Here is a 17,898-nt window from a genome sequence, read left to right as displayed (position 1 = left end):
CGTCAGAAAGGGAATTTATTTCCAGTTGGGATCTTTCTCGATCTGCGCCGTCAATAAGTTTTTTAGGCTTTCATCCGGCTGGCCTAACCATTGGTATTTGGCAAATTGACTCGGCGTTTCCAGGGCTTCTGGCTTATCTTCTACGCTAATCCGCACACCCCAAGCCCGCTTTTTATCCTCGCTGAAAGCCACCAGCAAGAAATGGCTGGCACAGTCATGAGGCTTACAAATATTACCAACCTGATATTTTTTACCTTCCCACTCAACCCATTCCGCTGGCGCTGAGGTTCCGGCACCTTTACGCGCCCAGGCAGGCAGATTCTTCTGTCCTTTAATCATTTTTTGCCAGCTGCTTTTATACTGCGGCTGCTGAACTAACTCTGCCGTGGTCAACGTTTGCTGGGCAAAACTCCAAGAACTCACGCTCAATAACGTCCCCAGTAAAAGACAATGGAGGGTTTTCTGTCCTTTCATTATCGCAATCCTTATTATGTCATTTGATATTCAGCAGTGGTTTCACCGCCCTGTCATTCAGTTTATATGACCCGCAACGCAGGGAAAAGTTGATCCCCGGCACGAATTTCCACGCTAAATTCAGTTATTCAACAATCGGTATGACAACTTGAGTTAAGCTATAAACCAGATTATTGACCAAGAAGATCTGTCTCTATGCCTAGCCTCGAATTGTCTCAAAACATACCCAAATTGTATTATTCTGCGACGGATGCTCCGGCGTTAAAGAAAGTCACCACCGACAAGATTCTGCAAATGGTGGTCGATCTGGATGTCGCCAACTCAGAGGACGAACACTACGTCACCGGCTGGATGGGACTAAACAGCGTGATGGTGGTACGTAACTATCAAAATAAACGCGGCACTGCGAACGGTTTTGTGCTGAATAAAGGCAATCGGCATCGGCTGAGCGTGCAATCTATCGAGTTCCGCATTCCAAAAATGGTGCTCTGGATGAGCTTCCGCCGCCGCCCACGTACGATGGAATTGATTACTTACGAGGCGCTGGAAGGCGAGCTTAACGGCATGCAGCAATACCGAAATATTCTGGATAAAGCCTTGCTCCAGCAGTTAGAGCAAGACTGGCTCGCTCTGAACGATTATCTCGGTGAAGCTTGCTGGCAGTTGGAAAATGGTCGTCCGCTATGGCAGCGACTTCATCAGGAAATTACGCCGAAGGCCATCGACAAGGTTGCTGATTCCGCCGTATTCCGCAGTAAAAACCTACAGATTGACGGCGAGTTCAGCGGGTTCTGGGCCGGAGATTATTTTTTCGCTATACGACCCAAAAGTGATAAACATCCTCACGCGGCGGTGATGATTTCATGGCGAGAAAACGAACATGACATAGGCAGCTATATATTTGATCAGAAACACGATCAGCAGAGCAATATCAGCCTATTGCCCTGCATTCGCCCACGTAAAGGCGCAGAGCACTTTATTCTGAATCCTTTTGATGCCGTTCACTTGCAGCGTGCGCTGGCGCTGTTCGCCCTCACCCGCCCATTTCTGATCGCCGAATAAACAAAGCGTCAGTCTGGCCGGGCTACCACCAACGATAAAAGTGGTGAACCGGCCCGATTCCCTGCCCAACCTCCAGCGTATCCGCCTGCTCCAACGCGCCTTGCAGATAGGATTTAGCGGCAGAAACCGTTGCCGCCCAACTTTCCTGTGTTGGCCGCAGCGCCGCCAACGCCGCCGACAGCGTGCAGCCGGTACCGTGCGTGTGGCAAGTGGCAATGCGCGGTAAACAGAAACGGCACTCGTCATGAGCCGTAAACAGCCAATCGGGACTATCCCCGCCGGTCAAATGTCCGCCTTTCATCAAGACGCCCTGACAGCCCATAGCCAGCAATTCCCGCCCCTGAGCGCACATTTCCCGTTCATTGGTCGCAGGCTGACAATCCAACAACGCCGCCGCTTCCGGCAGGTTTGGCGTAATCAGGGAAACCAGCGGCAACAATTGCTGACGCAGCGCCGCCACCGCAGCAGGTTCTAACAGCGGATCGCCACTTTTGGCCAGCATCACGGTATCCAGCACCACAAAATCCAGCGGATATTGCCGTAACTTCTCTGCCACTATCTGAACGATACTCTCATTGGCCAACATACCCAATTTGGCGCTATCAATACGCACATCGCTCAGGACTGAATCCAACTGAGCGGCCACAAACGCGGGGTCAATCGCATAAACCGACTGCACGCCTCGAGTATTCTGCGCCACTAAAGCCGTTACCACGCTGGTTCCGTAAGCACCCAAAGCAGAAAAGGTCTTTAAATCGGCCTGAATACCCGCGCCGCCGCTAGGGTCAGTTCCGGCTACGGTTAATGCATTAAGGCGTTTCATTGGCATATCTCCACGGAAAAAACGATCGTTGGAGACAAAAAATAGGCGGTGATAGCAGAAGCGAGTAAAACGGTAGGTCGAAGGTACATATTCCTCCCAACCGGCGGTCAAGAAGGCGGTACCCAGAGGATGCCGAGACTTCCCTACGCTGGCATAATCCAGATCAGGTAATACGGGTAAAATCTCAGCCACACAGTAAGTTAGCGCGGCACCCCGAGTCAGAACGGTCATTATCAGCGGTTGATAAGATAAGATCAACTCTGGCTCAAAGGGCTAAGCCGCGACTCAGGGAGATAAAAATGAAAATTCGTGAATATCAGGAAGCCGATCGTCCCTTTTTACGAACGCTGTATCTGGCTTCCCGTCAGACTGCCTTTAGCTGGCTTAATCAGGAAAATTTCCAACTAGAAGACTTCGATAAAGCCGTGTTGGGAGAGAAAATTTTGGTGGCGGTAGAGGACGGTATCCGGCTGGGCTTTGCTTCGGTTTTTCGGGAGGAAAATTTTCTGCATAACCTATTTGTCGATCCGAGCAGTCAGGGTCTTGGCGTGGGAAAATTACTGCTGCAGGCCGTACAGCGGGAATTGACCGCTACCGGCGCGTTAAAGTGTCTGGTTCGCAACCAGCGAGCGCTGGCGTTTTATCAGCAAAATGGCTGGCAGAAAATCGCCACCGGCAAAGGAGAAGATGGCGAATATATTTTGATGCATTGGGTAAAACCGAACTAAAAATCACTACTGCAAATGGGTAACCGGATGTCTCGCTCCTTTCACGCCAGATTCCCCCCTATCCTCAGGCTAGTTTTCGCGTAATGCTTTCACATCATCGGCTTTGATATTCAACGTCGGCTGACCAAACTGTTGCAGCAAATAGTTACTTAGAGTCGCAACTTGTTCATCACTTAGGGTGTTAGCAAAGCCCGGCATGAACACTTCGCCGTCGTTAGTCTGGCGAGTCACGCCGTGCAAAATCACATTGACCATATTATTCGGCGTCGTGGCTCCGACCACCGAGTTTCTCATCAGCGAAGGATAATAACCGTCCTTAACTCCCGCGCCGGTAAAACTGTGGCAACTGGCACAGTTACCCAGATATAGCCGCGCGCCATCGGTGTAATCATCGGCGCTAAACGCCTTGCCGCGTAGCGTTTCGACGCTGGTTGCCGGTAGCCCCCAGTCTGAGCGGCTCTTGGTTTCATCGTCGAGATTCAGCGGTTTCAGGGTTCGTAAATAAACCGCCATCGCGTTAAGGTCGCTCTCTGCCAAGTGGCGGGTACTGTTTTCAATCACTTCTGCCATTGGTCCGGCCGCCTGCGCTTTACCGTCAACGTGGCCGCTGCGCAGGTATTGAACCAACTGTTCCTGGCTCCAACTGCCAATCCCCGCATTAGGATCGGAAGTAATATTAAATGCCGTCCAGCCGTTAATTTCAGTGCCACCGTAGGCTTTGCTGTCTTTCATTCCCATAGTGAGATTGCGTGGCGTATGGCATTCACCGCAGTGCCCCAATGCCTCGACAAAGTAAGCACCGCGATTCCACTCGGCGCTTTGATTATTATCAGGCTGGAAACGCTGCCCTTCAAAATTCACCAGATTCCAAAACCACAGTCCCCAACGTTGATTGAACGGGAATGGCATATCGTTTTCACGATTTGGTTGATGTACCGCGGGCAAACTAAACAGATAGGCTTTTATCGCCCTAACATCATCATCCGTCAGTAAAGTGTATGAGGTGTAAGGGAAAGCGGGATAGAGATTCTCACCGTTTTTCCCTTTGCCCTCATGTAGCGCCCGAATAAACTCTTCGTCATTCCACTCCCCAATACCCGTCGCTTTATCCGGCGTAATATTCGGAGAATATAAGGTTCCCATCGGTGTTTTAAAGGCTAATCCTCCGGCAAAAGGCTTTCCCCCTTTGGTGGTATGACAGGCTACGCAGTCTGCCGCCTGAGTCAGATATTCCCCGCGTTTAATCAGATCCGTGCCTTCCGCTCCTTGCACCGTAGCGCTAAAGGCACCGCATAACGCCAGCCCGACCAGAGTTTGCTTTTTCATATCACACCTCGGCCTTTAACGTTTCGGCAATGCGTAAAGAGAGCGCAGCGATAGTCAGCGTACAGTTAACCGAACCTACGGTTGGCATCACGCTGCTACTGGCGATAAACAGGTTTTTATGATCGTGTGTGCGGCAATCACCATCCACCACCGAGTCTTTTGGGTCGTTCCCCATAATAGTGGTGCCAGTAATGTGGTTGTTGTTGGCGAAATCATTATGGAATACCACTTCGGTTCCGCCCATTAGCCGTGCCGCATCGGCATAGACCTGCTGGGTATGCAATGCACTTTTGCGCACATAGTCATCCATAGCGTAATAAAACTCGGGTTTAGGTATACCGATGGCGTCTTTTTCCGTTGGGCTGGGAATAATGCGGTTTTCCATATGAGGCAAAATTTCGTGAAAACTGTCAAAACGTACATAGCGTGCCGCTCGGTCGCGGATTTTCGCCTCCAACTGCGGCCCCAGTTGTAAATCACCCTGCTTGAGCAAATTGATTGTCACTTCGTCCGTGCGAGATAAATTCGATAAATGAATCTTTTTGGCCGCATACTCAGCACGGAAAGCGCCATCGCGGAACCCTACCATCGACGTCATTTCCTGCGGACCACGCCCCGGCCACAGCGCTTCATTAGCCAAGAAAGTCACGCCAATACCCGGATGGTCCATCAGATTACGTCCCACACGATCTGAACTATTACCGACTCCGCGAGGATTTTTTTCACTGACGGACATCAGCATTATTTTCGGAATTTCTATGCCATTTGCGGCTAATACGAAGAATTTCCCTTCAGCCCGATGCTCCCCACCCTGAGCGTCTTTAAACAAGGCCGCAGTAATTTCCTGCCGATCATTCACTTCCAGCTTATAAACAACCGCCTGCGGACGAACAATTGCCCCCGCTCGTTCAGCTTTTTCAACGTGAGTCACCCCGTTATACATCGCGCCAATGGGACAAATCGGCATACAGTTATTGTTACCGCAGCAGGTTGGCCTCCCATCATACGGACGACTATTCCGCGCCACCGGCTCGGTAACAACATAAAACCCATTCGAATTTAATACGGTTTTAATCCGCTGCTCGTTCCATGAAAGCGGCAATGGTTCCATCGGATAAGGCTGCGCGCGAGGCGATCCCAAATCTTCATTGTTCGGCCCCCAAACTCCCAGCTCCTGCTCAGCACGGAAATACCATTTTTCCAGCGCGGCATAGTCGATGGGCCAATCTAATCCCACGCCATACAGCGTTTTTAGTTTGAAATCATTCGGTAAAAAACGCCAGGCCGAAGCGGCCCAGTGCCAGGTTGTCCCGCCAACAGCACGGATATACTGTACGTCGTAAGGGTGTTCCCCTTTTTGAATCAAGTAGTGATTATCAGGATTAAATTCGGGATGAGGTGCGTAAGACGTGGAAGGATAAGCGGCCATGTTGTCTGATTTATCCGGCTGATTGCGAAAATTCTCCACTATCTCCCAACGCGGTAAACGCGGCCCCGCTTCCAGTATCAATACCGATTTCCCCGCTAACGCCAGTTGATGCGCGACAAGCCCTCCTGCTACGCCGGACCCGATAACAATCACGTCAGCCTGCAAAGTATCAGCCATAAACGTATTCTCCTGAATTATATGGCCACGTCAGGCTTGGCAGCCCAATAACCGGGTTGGTTAGGACAATAGGAGCGAATGACTAAAACATCAGACACAGCCTCAAACATCAGCGCATTCTCGTAGCTAATCACCGCCGCATTCGCACCTTCCCCTACGACGCCCACATACCACGCCTGCAAAACCTGCCGGGCAATTTCCTGCTGTGCCTGCGACCAATTTTTTGGCTCACCAGCCGGAAGCGGTTGAAGCAAAGCCAGTTGTTGATCGAGCTGCGGCAGGCGCAGGATTAGTACCTGATAGATCCGCTGTCCGATGTGAGGATTAAGCTGGCGCTTACCGGTCAAAGCACGCGAAACCAGCATAAATCGTTCCAGATTGAGCGGCATTGTTGAGGTTGAAGCAGCAAAAACATTCAGGGACAACGGACTCATCAAGCTGGCGACTAACCCGACGCCGACATATCCCAATAAACGCCGACGGGATACGCCGTTAACACGAGGTATCGATGGGGGAAGTAACGACATGTTTTCTCTCCACAAAACACTAAGTACGCCCTACAGTAATCATCGATTTGATTCAGCGATGCAGGTGACTGTCTGGCTAAACCGCAGCGTATTTCTCTGCTCGCCGAGGTGAAAAGTTCTGTTGTGAAAAAATAATTATCTCGCCTGTGAGCGATGTAAATTATGGTGTTCTATAACTTAAACATTTAGTTGATAGGTAAATATTCGTCAAGGTCATAACGATCAATCTCAACGGATAACATAAAGAAAAACGACAGTATTATTAATTTCAAAGCAATACTGTGCATTTAAGAAAATGATATTATTCATTGATTGCAATGATACTCATCGATACTTATTAATAAGAAGTTACGAATATACTTCGTAGTTTAAAAATCATCATATAATAGATATTACGGAGGCGAAATTTCCATTATTTCAGGTGTCAGTGATGAAACGATTATCAACGTAATTTTAGCGGGATAACATCGCAGCCAACTTTTTCGCTGGAAAAGTACGAGTCTGCGTTATTACCCGCCCCCTCTCTTTCTTTCATTTAACCCTATCGCGTTCATCACAAATAACACTACTGAACGCTGACTGCCGTAATAACATACGTAATGTTGGGTTGCCTATATAGAGAGAACTGATTTTATCAATAAATGCAAATTTAGAAGCATAAATCAGAAGCTATTCATTTAAAATTGTAGGTATATTGCTTTGATAGGTCTGACATGGTGGATTAGTTTTGGCAAAGTTAACCTTTGTATTCCACCCTCATTAACCAAATAGTGATAACCACTCACTTCCTCACAAGGAATTAATCTCTACTTTTTCCCGGCTATAATCAACCCTACTATTATAGCATTTTACTACCCCACCGCTTCTGCATATATAATAGTTCTCATAACCTTGGAAAATATTCTGGTCCCTTCACCGACAGCGCTAAGCCCCCCATACTCAACAATATCAGCCAGATAAAAAATGACTGTTTGCTTTTCTAGATCGTCATACATTTCTCTATGATACGCATTGTCATTCAGATAAACATAAGCGTTATTATTGGCTAATTCTCTTGATAGATACCATCAAGTTTCATTGTCACTACTGGTTGTAAATCGGGTTTGAACGGCATATAAGGCTTAACAGAATAGCTCTGCCATCGTGATACTAAAGTAGACATTCGCCAACCCATCCTCTTGTCTATAGCGCCCTAGTTCTAGACAGTAAAAATGACATATCAGGTCCTCACCCACAAATATCGTCATTATTTTTCCTGCATAGGCATATTACATTGATGAACTCATTTTTTAATTTTTAAAGTGATTTTTAGCAAAAAAACACCATCTTTATTACTATAATAATTAAGCTAGCATTTACGATCATCAACAATAGAGTTAAAGGCAGAATAAATTTAACAAATAAAGAATGAAATCCATGCAGAGCAAATATCTAGGATGTATAGCCAAGCCTATATCAACTCAATAAATGTAATCAATACATTAGCGCCATCTTAGGCGTGAACATTAAATATGAAAAATAGAATACAAAATAACAATAAACATCTTGTTTCATTTGAGAACATTAAATAAATGAAAAACCCCCGAAATATACGGGGGCTGAATTTTTATCTAACAGTTATTTATTTCGAGCTATTATTCCCACTCGATTATAAATACAACAAAAATATCAATATAAATCAAAAACATAAATATAAAACAATTGCAAAGACCATGAACAATACCATACTCAAAATGGCTCAAGGGGATTGCACCACTCGATTTTAACTAATTATCCTTTTTTCTTAACAACGTAACGCAAGGGTCTACTCTGCTTCTCCAAAACGCCCTCATCAATCAGACGTTGTAACCATGCCTTTGCCTGTAAGTTCGACACATTCAACGCAACCGCTACTTCGGCGTCATTCATCGGAGTGCTCAAAAGTTGCTGGATCGCTGCGCGTACAGCTGTGAAGAGCACCTCGGCCGGCGTTGCTTCAGCATGCTCAAATTTTTTAATGTCCTTTGTGGATGCTAAAGACTCTTTTGTTAATGGGGATAATTCTTCCGATGCCTCAGCTGTTGGCTGTTCTTCAAGAAGAATGTCAGCAGGTTCTGACAGCTCAATCTCGGTCTGCGAATCCGTTCTGCATGAGACTTGCTCTGCTGTTTTGACGTCAGCCAACAACGTGCCCTCTTTCGACGACAGAGAAAGATCTAACTGTGGAGAGGCTGCAGGCATTGGCATCGCTATACTGAATACGTCTTTGAAGGATTCAACGCTTTGCGGGTTGGGCCAAGGAAGTGCGCCTTTTTTTTGTAATCCGGTTAAACCTTCGGAAGCTTCGCCCGTCGATCGAATAAAAACAGGGACGAACCTTAGTGTCTCCAATTGTTCAATGGCACCAGCCCATGTCCCCCCTTTATTAAGGTCGGAATTCACCACCAACGATGTATCCGCCAATGCATAAATCAACTTATTGCGCTGCATAGCATGCCCAATGTTGAAACCAGCGTTTGGATCGTAGGCAGAAACTAGTGTGAGGTTACCGTCACGTAAACGATTTCTTTCTTCACGATTCATTACGGCCTTTTCAAGGTGTTCAGCAAGCACACCAATACTCTTTCCGCCTGACTCCAATGCACCACGCATGGCAGCTTGATCAATGCCTCTTGCCCCCCCAGACACAATGGCCCGTCCAGCACAGGCGGCTAACCGTCCAATGGACATGGTATAGTCAATTAATGGCTCACTCACATTGCGCGATCCAACAACTGCTAGCCCACCTGCGTCAAGTAGCCTAATATCGCCACAGCCATAAAGTATTGCTGGAGCGTCTTCACGCAGCCGAGCTTTAAGGCGGCGTGGATATCCAGGATCTGCACGACTTACAACCCAAATAGCTCTCGCTTGCCAGCGTTCCAGCACCTGACTTAATAGAAAACCACGAGCCAATAGACGTTGCATACGACTCTGATCAATCACTGTTTGACAAGCGCGTAAAATCTCATCAGCGTCTGGGGTTAAAAGGTCTGCTGGTTGACGGTGAATCTCACGCAAATGACGAGCAAGACGCTTGTATTCTCCCGGAGTTAAAAGCTCAGCTGACGGCATCCCACGTCCTGCAATCAGTGGTGCCGTCAGTAGCAGAATCGCTTGAGTATTAGGTGAAATCTTTTGCATCAGTCCTCGTGCCCAGTTTGTGAAAGAGCTATTGGCCAAACCTCACCGCTCCCAGCCTTTCGGAGGAGCCATGCTGCCACTGTTAGCGTCCATCGAGAATTAACAATGTCATCAACAAGTAACACTGGTCCACTAGGAATAGGCTCATTGGCTAATGCAAGAGAGCCATCAAGGTTACGTGCCTGCTGAGAGGAGTTCGCCATAGTCTTTTGCTCTGGCCTATCTTCAGTTTTTACAAGCACTTGATGAAAAGGTAGCCCTACGGCAGCGGCAAGTCTTTTAGCAAAATTCGGAACAATATCTGGATGCTTCAAAGATGGGATAGCTGTGACCCATTCAGGGGCTGGTGTGGGCCCCCATTGATGAAACATCTCAGCACATGCCTGAACCAATTGTTCAGAAAAATATCCATCTTTATAGCGATTTTCTCTTACAATACGTCCCCAACCAGCATCCCCCCATACACAAAGTGCTTTACCCGAATTAGCTCGATATGCAGGAGCGATGACTCCTCTAACGTCATACTTAGGCATTCCGCCATCAGGCCACTTCTTGCGGGGTTCAATAGGCAAGCTAGTGCGACAAAGAAATTCTATGGCTGCTTTGACCAGTGCTTCATTAACGGTTGAGGGCAGTGGGGGTAAGGTAGGTGCTGTAACACTAGATGGATCGCCATCTAGAGCTCCAATTAGGAATCCCATATGACCACCGTACTGTAGGCTCGCGTAATGCTGCATCTGTTGATGCTCTTCCTGACGGAGCGCTGTGAGGCGTTCAGCCCGCTCCCAGAACGATTCGCTCAGCGTTGCAACGGTGAGCTGCCATTTACTGCCATGTTTTGCAATGGGGGCCGGTGACTCAAGAGAAAGAAGTGCAATCGTCTTATCTACACGCCCTTTACTGAGATTGATACGGTTCAACAACTCGGGAACTGATAACCCCTCGGGCTCGTCTTCAAGCGCTTCCAATACGTCTCTAACCTCATGCCGTGTCGGGAAGGCGCTACGGATAAACCAGTCAGTGATATCTGACTCTTCCTGACCACTTAGGAGGATACCATAAGCGGACTCCATTGCTCGCCCTGCACGCCCCACTTGCTGATAGTAGGCGACAACCGAGCCCGGCATCTGGAAGTGAATAACAAACGCCAAATCTGGTTTGTCATAACCCATACCTAATGCAGTTGTTGCAACCAGAGCTTTGACTTCATTGTTGAGCAACGCCTCTTCCAACTGCTCGCGCTGAGCACCGGTTTCACCTGTATAGGCTTCAACATTGTAGCCTTGAGCTTTCAACCATTGCGCCACTTGATTAGCATCACGTACAGTCAACGTATAAATGATGCCATTACCTTTTAGCGTACCTAGCTGTTCTGCCAGCCAAGCTAGACGCTCGGCCTGACTTGGTAAGCGGATAGTTTGCAGGGAGAGGGAGGTCCTGTTTAAGTCTCCACGTGAAACATGGAGATTCGGACCTAGGACAGAAGCAAGATCTTCCATCACTCGGTTGTTCGCCGTCGCAGTGGTGGCGAGCAACCGCAGGTTTGGCGGGAGAGTTTTGACGATTCTCTCAAGCAGGCGATAGTGTGGCCGAAAGTCGTGGCCCCAGTCTGAAATGCAATGTGCTTCATCAATGACCAGCATCGAAATTTGTGCTGCGATACTGGACAGAACCTGTGTTCTGAAGCGCTCATTCGCCAAACGCTCAGGTGAGATCAGTAGTATATCGATTTTACCCTTGGCCAATTCACCTTCAATTACAGCCCATTCATCCATATTATCAGAGTTTATTGTCGCGGCACGAACACCCATCCGCTGTGCAGCAGCTATCTGGTTTCGCATGAGAGCCAACAGCGGAGAAATCAATAACGCAGGGCCATTTCCATTTTCTCGCAATATTTTAGTCGCGATAAAGTAGACAAAGCTCTTACCCCAACCAGTCTTTTGCACGACCAGCAAACGACCCTTGCCTTCGACAATATGACGTATGGCATCTTCTTGGCCATCACGAAAACTTGCATCCCCGCGTCCGGAGCCGATTTGAAGAAGTTGTAACGCGCGTTTTGGATCAAAGACCATTAAAAACCCCCAGCCTACCACTGGCATCAATATATTTTTTACTGCGCAACTTCTGTTGCTAGTATGTTTGGTAAATTTTTGGCGTATAGGGCGAAACTATAACCCAAGTCTCAGGCTTTGATTCTGCCAAAAATTTATTCGTCCTTAATTACCAAGCCCTTATTTTGAAGATTCGACCTTTCTCTCCCTCATCGTGTAACGTAATCACAATCTCATCAGACGAGAATACTGGCTGATCACCAGCACGCACAGGCAAGTCCGAATCTATAAGAGTAATGATTGGCTGTAGCCCCAACTCCGCATAACGACGAATGATAGCCAAAAGGTTTTCTTTCTTACGATCATCCAAAGACTCAAACACACCATCATGATAAACAAAACGAGGATATTTTTCGTCCAAGTGAGCACGCAATACAGCCAAATCGAAGGCAATACAAAGCAGTTTGCGGTATGTATGCCCAAGATCGGCACTAGTAGCATTACCTGACTCGTCAAGTATTTCTGCCTTAAACTCTAGATGTCCTAGTTGATTGGGCGATACGCTCAGCAGAGCTTTGCGATCAATGACCTCTTCAACTATTTCGTTAAAGAACACTCTTATTGCAGAAAATAAGCTGTCCTGATCAGAGTTTTGCTTCTCGACATTAGCTTCAATCTGGGCCTGTAGATTTCCACGCTCTTCTGTCAAAGCCCTAATTTCTTTTCGAAGTTCCTGCAAACGATGTAAGAAGCCTCGCTGACGCTCTAACGACGTAATATCAGCACGCAATATCACCATCTCGTCCGAGACTTGTTTATATTTACCAAAAATGTCAGTTTCACTTAGAAATGAAAGCATCTCCGAGCGTTTTTTTCCTAGGAAATTCAATTCTGCATTGATGCGTTTTAGCTCAGCTTCGACTTCTTCCCGCTCTTCCTGCAGATAGCCACGACGCTCATCTGTAATAGCCCGATTGAAGTCGATTAGCTGTTGGAAATCCTTTTTAATCTGTCCTTTAAACAGGACTCCAGCCTCCTCAAATAGACGCTGCGCCTCATCGGGATTAAAGAGAATCTGATCTTCTTCCAACGAGGATATTATTTTCTTTTTGGTCTGATTGTATGAGTAACGTTCAGCATTTAAAGACGCAATTTTTACGTCGATGTCATCGACCAACTGCTTAGTACTATCCTTATCCTGAGTACGGAAATCAAAGGCATCAAGCAATGTCTGCTTTTTCTCAGCCTCTTTCTGCTTAAGTAACAGAATGCCCTCGATCTTGCTGATATCCTCAATAGAGCCACCCAATTCATTTTTGATAGTCTGTGCAATGGCTTGTTTCTTGGAGAGTTGCTCTTCTTTTTCATAATGTTCAACGATGAGTTGAGCGTCAAAACCAAGGACGTGAGCCAAGAAAGGCTTCCAATCTGAATGTGCTGCCGCAAATTTGCGTAGATGGAATACATCTCGGAAATCGTCCTGCGAGCGTAGTAGATATCCTAAGCCTTTGCGATATGCCCAAGGTTTGATTGCTCGCCAATCCAATACCCCATCCAACAACTCACGTGCACGCTCGAAAGGCATGTTCACATGATCCCACTCAGTCAGTGCTAACCCCGACAAGTCTTGATGGCCTGCTTGATGACGCTTAAAACTAATTTTAGTGGCTTCTTTAACACTACGCCGAATCGTTACGAACGATGCATCTTCCAACTCAATCTCAAGGAAGAATATAAATTCTTTGAACAAATCGGAGTGCTTGAAAAGAAAGAACTTAGGGTCACGTTTGGCTAAGAAACCAAAGTCGAGCAAGCGCCCTAGCGTAGTCTTGCCGAGATTATGCGTGTCCTTACTTCTGTTCTCCGGCAAGCGGATTTCAGCCATAACGACATTCATGCCTTGGACAAACTCCACGGGATCGAACAAGTCAGGCTTGTTAGAATAGAGTCTAGATAACTTCATTTGGCCCCACATATTCTAGAGCATCGGTTTTGGGGCGATACTCAATCAATCCCATGAGATAAAGAAAATTAAGAGCAGGTAAGAACAGCACCTCTCCACCGATAACGCTTTTTTTCGCAAATTTACGTAGAGCGTCATAATCATCAATACGCCGAGTTTTCAAGCGAGCCAATAGTAACAGTGAGACATTGATGACTGTTCGATCAGGATGAGAGTGCTTCGTTGGCCGTAGCATCGTCTACCTCCCCAATATCACAATTCCAGTACATGTAAAACAGTACAGCACGCGTCAAGCGCTTGTGAGCGTGCTGCCGCAAGATAGGATCACGGCTGAACAACATGTCAACCAGATATTCCATTACCTCATCAAAAGTTTGATAGTCCTTACGCTTTGCAATGATCTTGAGTTGGAACTCATCGACTACCGACTCGTACATACGTAATAATTCGAGGTTTTCCGGAGCAGCCAAGAAAGCCCGAATTTGAGCCGTTTCCTTCAAGTATCTCTTCCGCTGTGCCCTGGCATACTCAACACTCATATTGTTGAGTGTATTTTTTTGCTCGTATGTCACTCGCGCAGTCGGCGGATCATCAAGCATTTCGACCAAGCTCTCTTTATTTTGAGCCAGAGCCTGTACAACATCAGACAAGTCATCGGGACTAACAATCAGCGGCGAATCAACTGGATCAAGGTCTGCTTCCCTCGCTACATCGGGGAAACGCTTAAGCCAGATCTCCAGTTGTTCTAGCCCACAAAGATAAAGTGATGAACTGGAAATGTTACATTGAGACGAGAGGTAATCACGTATCTCCGTTTCAGCATTACCAGATAGGCGACGATTAGCGAATAGCATGTAATGATCTAACTGCTTGGCATCACGAAGTTTTTTTATACGAGGAATTTCTTTACCCAGCACGGTGTTCGCAGACGTAACACTGAAGAAGTCAGATTCGGAGAAATTTCGGTTATACCCATTGGTGTGCTTTGCCTGAACTATGGTTGTACCTACCCATGGCGCGTTCTTACTTGGGTGCAGTTCAGCTGTTCCCATAAACTTGGCATCGCGCCCACCATCAGGGCCCTTTGCAAATCCCTGTACGGCGGCTCCAAGCAACCGCTGGCACAGAAGAACGATCAAGGTCTCGAACTGACCATCGCTTAGATCTTCGTATGCAAATTTCATTTAATCCCCATCAATAACAACGATTTATTGTACATCATTGCTAAATTGTCGTTTGCGAAACCCCATAGTTGCGTATCAAGCTTGTGGATTCATTTATCCAATCAAAACAATGAAAACTTGACGCAAATATTAACATCCACAGCTAGCATAGACGAGCAAAAAGCGCAGTATATAGGAGTATCTGGTAACTCACCGTTTTGTGAATAGATTTTGGAGAACCAAGCTGAGGGGAAGAATTCGCGAGTTGGTCGGATATCATGGCACTTGAGGGACTGCTGGTATGATAAATTATGAGATAGCAATGTTTTTAATTACTTATGCTGTTGCTCTCGGTGAACTTGCATCTCCTGCAGGTTACTCCAAAAGTCTTCATCAGTCCCAAATATGGCAGCAAGAATGCGAGCATCGGCATTTGTAAGACGACGCAAGCCGCAGAGAATATCGTCAATATACTGCTTGCAGCTACCCATAGCTTCCGCCAGTTCATCATTAGACATGTTCAGCGGTTTCAAAAATTCTTCTGTCAGAATTTCTCCCACTGTCACAGGCCCGGCGGTATCTGCTTTTGTGTAGTATGCAAGAATCTCTGAACGCCCCTGCTCATACGTAAGCTCACCTGAAATAATACGTGCCTTAATGGACTCGTACAGTGTCGTACCACTGGGGTCCATTCCTTCAAGTCTCAGGGAAGCCTCTGCTTTGCGGAAGCCCTCAATACGTAACCGTGTATAGGGAGTCCTGGACATGTTTTTCCTTTGAATTGCAGGAGTAAAGTTCGCACAGTGAAAGCGTCAGCTCACGCTACCTCGTTAACTGACGCACGTGATTCAAGATTTATTATTACCCGATAAGCTATCATCGGCAAAATCATCATGTTCGCGGTTATCCCGATGAGTAGCTGTCTGCTTACGTATCTGAGTCGCCAACTCCCCTCCAATGGTTTGTTGGACACGAGAAGAATTGCTACTTCGCTTCATTTTCTGGTACTCAGCAGCTCCGTTGGCCATGATGCTTCCCATATGGCTTGCCATGCGGCCAGCTCGTGAGAATGAAGCAAACCCCTGACTTCCTCCGCTGGCGCTAACTGAACTGCTCCATGCTGACGAACCACCGGAACTGCCTGAGGGTTGGCCTCCAGAAGTATCTACAGAACCGGTATCTTCCCCGCCGCCAAATCCTCCACCGGAACCGCCTCCACCGCCTGAACCAGATTCCTCGGCCATGGCAGCTTGCGCAGACTCGAACGCTGCCTTTAATGCAGAGGCTCCGCCGCTGACTTGAGCTGATGCCCCCATTGCCATTGCTCCAGCACCGCTGATGGCAGTAGCGGCAGCGCCAGTAATCATACCCGCCCCAAATCCACCAATCCCTTGTAAAGAAGCCCCTCCTACAACACCTGATAACAACAGTGGTAGCTTATTCGTTAATACTAACAGGATAATTGACGCCAGAAGCAAAACGATAAGACTATTAAGATCAGGAACATCATCTTTAATAAGAGAAAAATATTGATCTATAAATGATTGTCCAATCCCAATAATTAATGTCATCGTGAATAATTGAATGCCAATCGATAAAATAGTTCGTAAGTAATTAATTGCTATATCAGAGGTCCATTTCGAACCACCAAATCCAAGCAATATAACTCCTGCATAGCATAACACCCATGCAGAAACCAACATGATTAGCATATTTATCGCTATAAGGGACATCACTACCAAAACGATTATCGCGACTGTTATCATAATGGTGGATATCATTGGCGACCAAATTGATGCGGCTGAACTGACCTTTGTTAATATCGCAAACGCCATATCAACTATGCTTGAGGGCGAAATACCAGTACTTATTCCTAAAGCGTTTGCTGCAAGTTGCCTCATTGAATTAATTATGGATTGCGATATGGATGGCCGTTGATTAAAAGATAATAAAAAAAACCAATGACGGCAAAAAAGCGAACTATTTCAGCAAGTACGCCTGTCAACCCTTCCCCTTGCATTGCCATCATACCAAATGTCCAAACCATACTTATTAATACCAGCCCCCAGAAGAGCCAATTTGCATAGTCAGCAATTACTGTTGTCCATGTACTGGCTACTTGTTGAAACTTATCTAATAAAGAATCAAGTAGCCCGCTACTATCTAATTGACCAGCATAGGCATTTATAGAAAAGAAAATTATGATACCTAGAAAGGTGAGCTTACTTACTATTTTCATGATTACCATTCTCGTTTAGGGCTTGGTTTATTATTACTCCGTAGAGCACATTTATCGTATTTATTTTCATAAAATTTATTATCTGGCGTCGATAAACAATCTTTATCATTTTTATCGCAAGAACATATGGCCAATAAACTGATCAGAATAAATACAATCAAAAGATTATCTTTCATTCTGCGTTTCCTCACCAAATTCGCTTCGGGCTTGGTGTATTCTCTCCAGCTAACGCTTTTTCATCAGCGGCTATCTGTTGTGATTCTTTATCTGCCTGAGCCTGTGCCAGTGTTGCTGCAGCGTTTTGCTGGGCTACCAGGAGCGAGCGGATTTGCAGCAGCTGGTTCGTTTGAGCACTGGCAAGCTGGTTAGCGGCCTGAATAGCTTCCATTTGCCCTTGTGCGCCGGTTGCCTGAGTTTGCAAATCTGCCAGGTTATCAGCATCGCTTTGCAGTGTTTCTTGCTGTTCATCAAGAGCCTTAAAAACGGCGTCATTGGCCTTTTTACGCGCCTCAGAGCTGTTCTGTTCTGCTTTACGCAGTGCGCTGATTTCATCTGCAGTACATTCAACATTACTGTTAAAGCACGGTGATGAGCGGTAGTAATTCACGTCCTGATAACGTTTCAGATATGAATCAAGACTCCCGGCCTGATTTTTGTAGTAATTAAGAGTGTCCTGCGCCTGCAACAATTTGTTGATGGTTGTGTAAGTATCCCGCTTAAACGGCCCATTCACTTTTAGAGATCTTCCGACATACTGATGATGTCACC

At 46.6% G+C, this 17,898-nt stretch carries 13 protein-coding genes, 2 pseudogenes and 1 riboswitch; of the genes and pseudogenes, 2 read left to right on the top strand and 13 right to left on the bottom strand.

The features are described 5' to 3' along the window. Window positions 1-15 precede the first annotated feature (15 nt). Window positions 16-474, bottom strand: a complete 459-nt coding sequence (locus tag AD970_RS02935; RefSeq protein ID WP_049596854.1) for an inhibitor of vertebrate lysozyme family protein — start codon at window positions 472-474, stop codon at window positions 16-18. 195 nt (window positions 475-669) lie between these two features. Between AD970_RS02935 and AD970_RS02930 the strand changes: the two genes are divergently transcribed. Beyond that, a complete protein-coding gene (locus tag AD970_RS02930) occupies window positions 670-1,536 on the top strand; it encodes a hypothetical protein (RefSeq protein WP_049596853.1) in 867 nt (288 codons plus the stop codon). A 22-nt stretch (window positions 1,537-1,558) separates the two neighbouring features. Here the strand turns inward: AD970_RS02930 and thiD are convergent, their stop codons facing one another. Next, on the bottom strand, window positions 1,559-2,359 hold the full coding sequence (thiD, locus tag AD970_RS02925) for a bifunctional hydroxymethylpyrimidine kinase/phosphomethylpyrimidine kinase (RefSeq protein ID WP_049597164.1): 801 nt from the start codon (window positions 2,357-2,359) through the stop codon (window positions 1,559-1,561). Between the two features lie 123 nt (window positions 2,360-2,482). Then, window positions 2,483-2,585, bottom strand: a riboswitch (TPP riboswitch). A 73-nt stretch (window positions 2,586-2,658) separates the two neighbouring features. Here thiD and AD970_RS02920 point away from each other — a divergent pair. After that, window positions 2,659-3,087 (top strand): GNAT family N-acetyltransferase, encoded by a 429-nt coding sequence (locus tag AD970_RS02920; protein ID WP_049596852.1) that lies wholly within the window; start codon window positions 2,659-2,661, stop codon window positions 3,085-3,087. Between the two features lie 69 nt (window positions 3,088-3,156). Here the strand turns inward: AD970_RS02920 and AD970_RS02915 are convergent, their stop codons facing one another. The 11 genes and pseudogenes from AD970_RS02915 to trbJ all read right to left on the bottom strand — a co-directional run. Beyond that, complete coding sequence (locus AD970_RS02915; protein ID WP_049596851.1) at window positions 3,157-4,413, bottom strand: cytochrome c; 1,257 nt, start codon at window positions 4,411-4,413, stop codon at window positions 3,157-3,159. A gap of 1 nt (window position 4,414) precedes the next feature. After that, window positions 4,415-6,019 (bottom strand): GMC family oxidoreductase, encoded by a 1,605-nt coding sequence (locus tag AD970_RS02910; RefSeq protein WP_049596850.1) that lies wholly within the window; start codon window positions 6,017-6,019, stop codon window positions 4,415-4,417. Between the two features lie 17 nt (window positions 6,020-6,036). Then, window positions 6,037-6,546: a sugar dehydrogenase complex small subunit gene (locus AD970_RS02905; RefSeq protein WP_049596849.1), complete on the bottom strand. Its 510-nt coding sequence runs from the start codon at window positions 6,544-6,546 to the stop codon at window positions 6,037-6,039. Window positions 6,547-8,316: 1,770 nt separating this feature from the next. After that, window positions 8,317-9,708, bottom strand: coding sequence for a DNA-processing protein DprA (locus AD970_RS02900; protein WP_032652984.1), 1,392 nt, complete (start codon window positions 9,706-9,708; stop codon window positions 8,317-8,319). Beyond that, complete coding sequence (locus AD970_RS02895) at window positions 9,708-11,786, bottom strand: RecQ family ATP-dependent DNA helicase (protein WP_049596848.1); 2,079 nt, start codon at window positions 11,784-11,786, stop codon at window positions 9,708-9,710. The genes AD970_RS02900 and AD970_RS02895 overlap by 1 nt, the downstream gene beginning before the upstream one ends. A gap of 148 nt (window positions 11,787-11,934) precedes the next feature. Continuing rightward, window positions 11,935-13,728: a DUF2326 domain-containing protein gene (locus AD970_RS02890; protein WP_049596847.1), complete on the bottom strand. Its 1,794-nt coding sequence runs from the start codon at window positions 13,726-13,728 to the stop codon at window positions 11,935-11,937. After that, window positions 13,715-13,963, bottom strand: coding sequence for an ABC-three component system middle component 8 (locus tag AD970_RS02885; protein ID WP_049596846.1), 249 nt, complete (start codon window positions 13,961-13,963; stop codon window positions 13,715-13,717). Before AD970_RS02885 ends, AD970_RS02890 begins: the two co-directional genes overlap by 14 nt. Beyond that, window positions 13,932-14,912, bottom strand: a complete 981-nt coding sequence (locus AD970_RS02880) for an ABC-three component system protein (protein ID WP_032652988.1) — start codon at window positions 14,910-14,912, stop codon at window positions 13,932-13,934. Before AD970_RS02880 ends, AD970_RS02885 begins: the two co-directional genes overlap by 32 nt. A 311-nt stretch (window positions 14,913-15,223) precedes the next feature. After that, a complete protein-coding gene (locus AD970_RS02875) occupies window positions 15,224-15,658 on the bottom strand; it encodes a HigA family addiction module antitoxin (RefSeq protein WP_049596845.1) in 435 nt (144 codons plus the stop codon). Between the two features lie 81 nt (window positions 15,659-15,739). Beyond that, window positions 15,740-17,130 (bottom strand): annotated as a pseudogene (gene trbL / locus AD970_RS02870) (P-type conjugative transfer protein TrbL). 187 nt (window positions 17,131-17,317) lie between these two features. Next, window positions 17,318-17,833, bottom strand: a pseudogene (gene trbJ / locus AD970_RS02865) (P-type conjugative transfer protein TrbJ); the annotation flags it as partial. Window positions 17,834-17,898 lie beyond the last annotated feature (65 nt).

The sequence above is a fragment of the Yersinia nurmii genome (genome assembly GCF_001112925.1).
GTDB lineage: Bacteria > Pseudomonadota > Gammaproteobacteria > Enterobacterales > Enterobacteriaceae > Yersinia > Yersinia nurmii.
The sequence above is the reverse complement of the archived record's forward strand: the minus strand, read 5'-3'. Positions and strand labels throughout refer to the sequence as shown.

What these genes read in the sequence shown, in the direction of transcription:
- AD970_RS02885 (WP_049596846.1), bottom strand. Translation starts at nt 13,963, where the DNA reads ATGCTACGGCCAACGAAGCACTCTCATCCTGATCGAACAGTCATCAAT.
- AD970_RS02930 (WP_049596853.1), top strand. Translation starts at nt 670, where the DNA reads ATGCCTAGCCTCGAATTGTCTCAAAACATACCCAAATTGTATTATTCT.
- AD970_RS02910 (WP_049596850.1), bottom strand. Translation starts at nt 6,019, where the DNA reads ATGGCTGATACTTTGCAGGCTGACGTGATTGTTATCGGGTCCGGCGTA.
- AD970_RS02935 (WP_049596854.1), bottom strand. Translation starts at nt 474, where the DNA reads ATGAAAGGACAGAAAACCCTCCATTGTCTTTTACTGGGGACGTTATTG.
- AD970_RS02920 (WP_049596852.1), top strand. Translation starts at nt 2,659, where the DNA reads ATGAAAATTCGTGAATATCAGGAAGCCGATCGTCCCTTTTTACGAACG.
- AD970_RS02880 (WP_032652988.1), bottom strand. Translation starts at nt 14,912, where the DNA reads ATGAAATTTGCATACGAAGATCTAAGCGATGGTCAGTTCGAGACCTTG.
- AD970_RS02915 (WP_049596851.1), bottom strand. Translation starts at nt 4,413, where the DNA reads ATGAAAAAGCAAACTCTGGTCGGGCTGGCGTTATGCGGTGCCTTTAGC.
- thiD (WP_049597164.1), bottom strand. Translation starts at nt 2,359, where the DNA reads ATGAAACGCCTTAATGCATTAACCGTAGCCGGAACTGACCCTAGCGGC.
- AD970_RS02890 (WP_049596847.1), bottom strand. Translation starts at nt 13,728, where the DNA reads ATGAAGTTATCTAGACTCTATTCTAACAAGCCTGACTTGTTCGATCCC.
- AD970_RS02895 (WP_049596848.1), bottom strand. Translation starts at nt 11,786, where the DNA reads ATGGTCTTTGATCCAAAACGCGCGTTACAACTTCTTCAAATCGGCTCC.
- AD970_RS02905 (WP_049596849.1), bottom strand. Translation starts at nt 6,546, where the DNA reads ATGTCGTTACTTCCCCCATCGATACCTCGTGTTAACGGCGTATCCCGT.
- AD970_RS02900 (WP_032652984.1), bottom strand. Translation starts at nt 9,708, where the DNA reads ATGCAAAAGATTTCACCTAATACTCAAGCGATTCTGCTACTGACGGCA.
- AD970_RS02875 (WP_049596845.1), bottom strand. Translation starts at nt 15,658, where the DNA reads ATGTCCAGGACTCCCTATACACGGTTACGTATTGAGGGCTTCCGCAAA.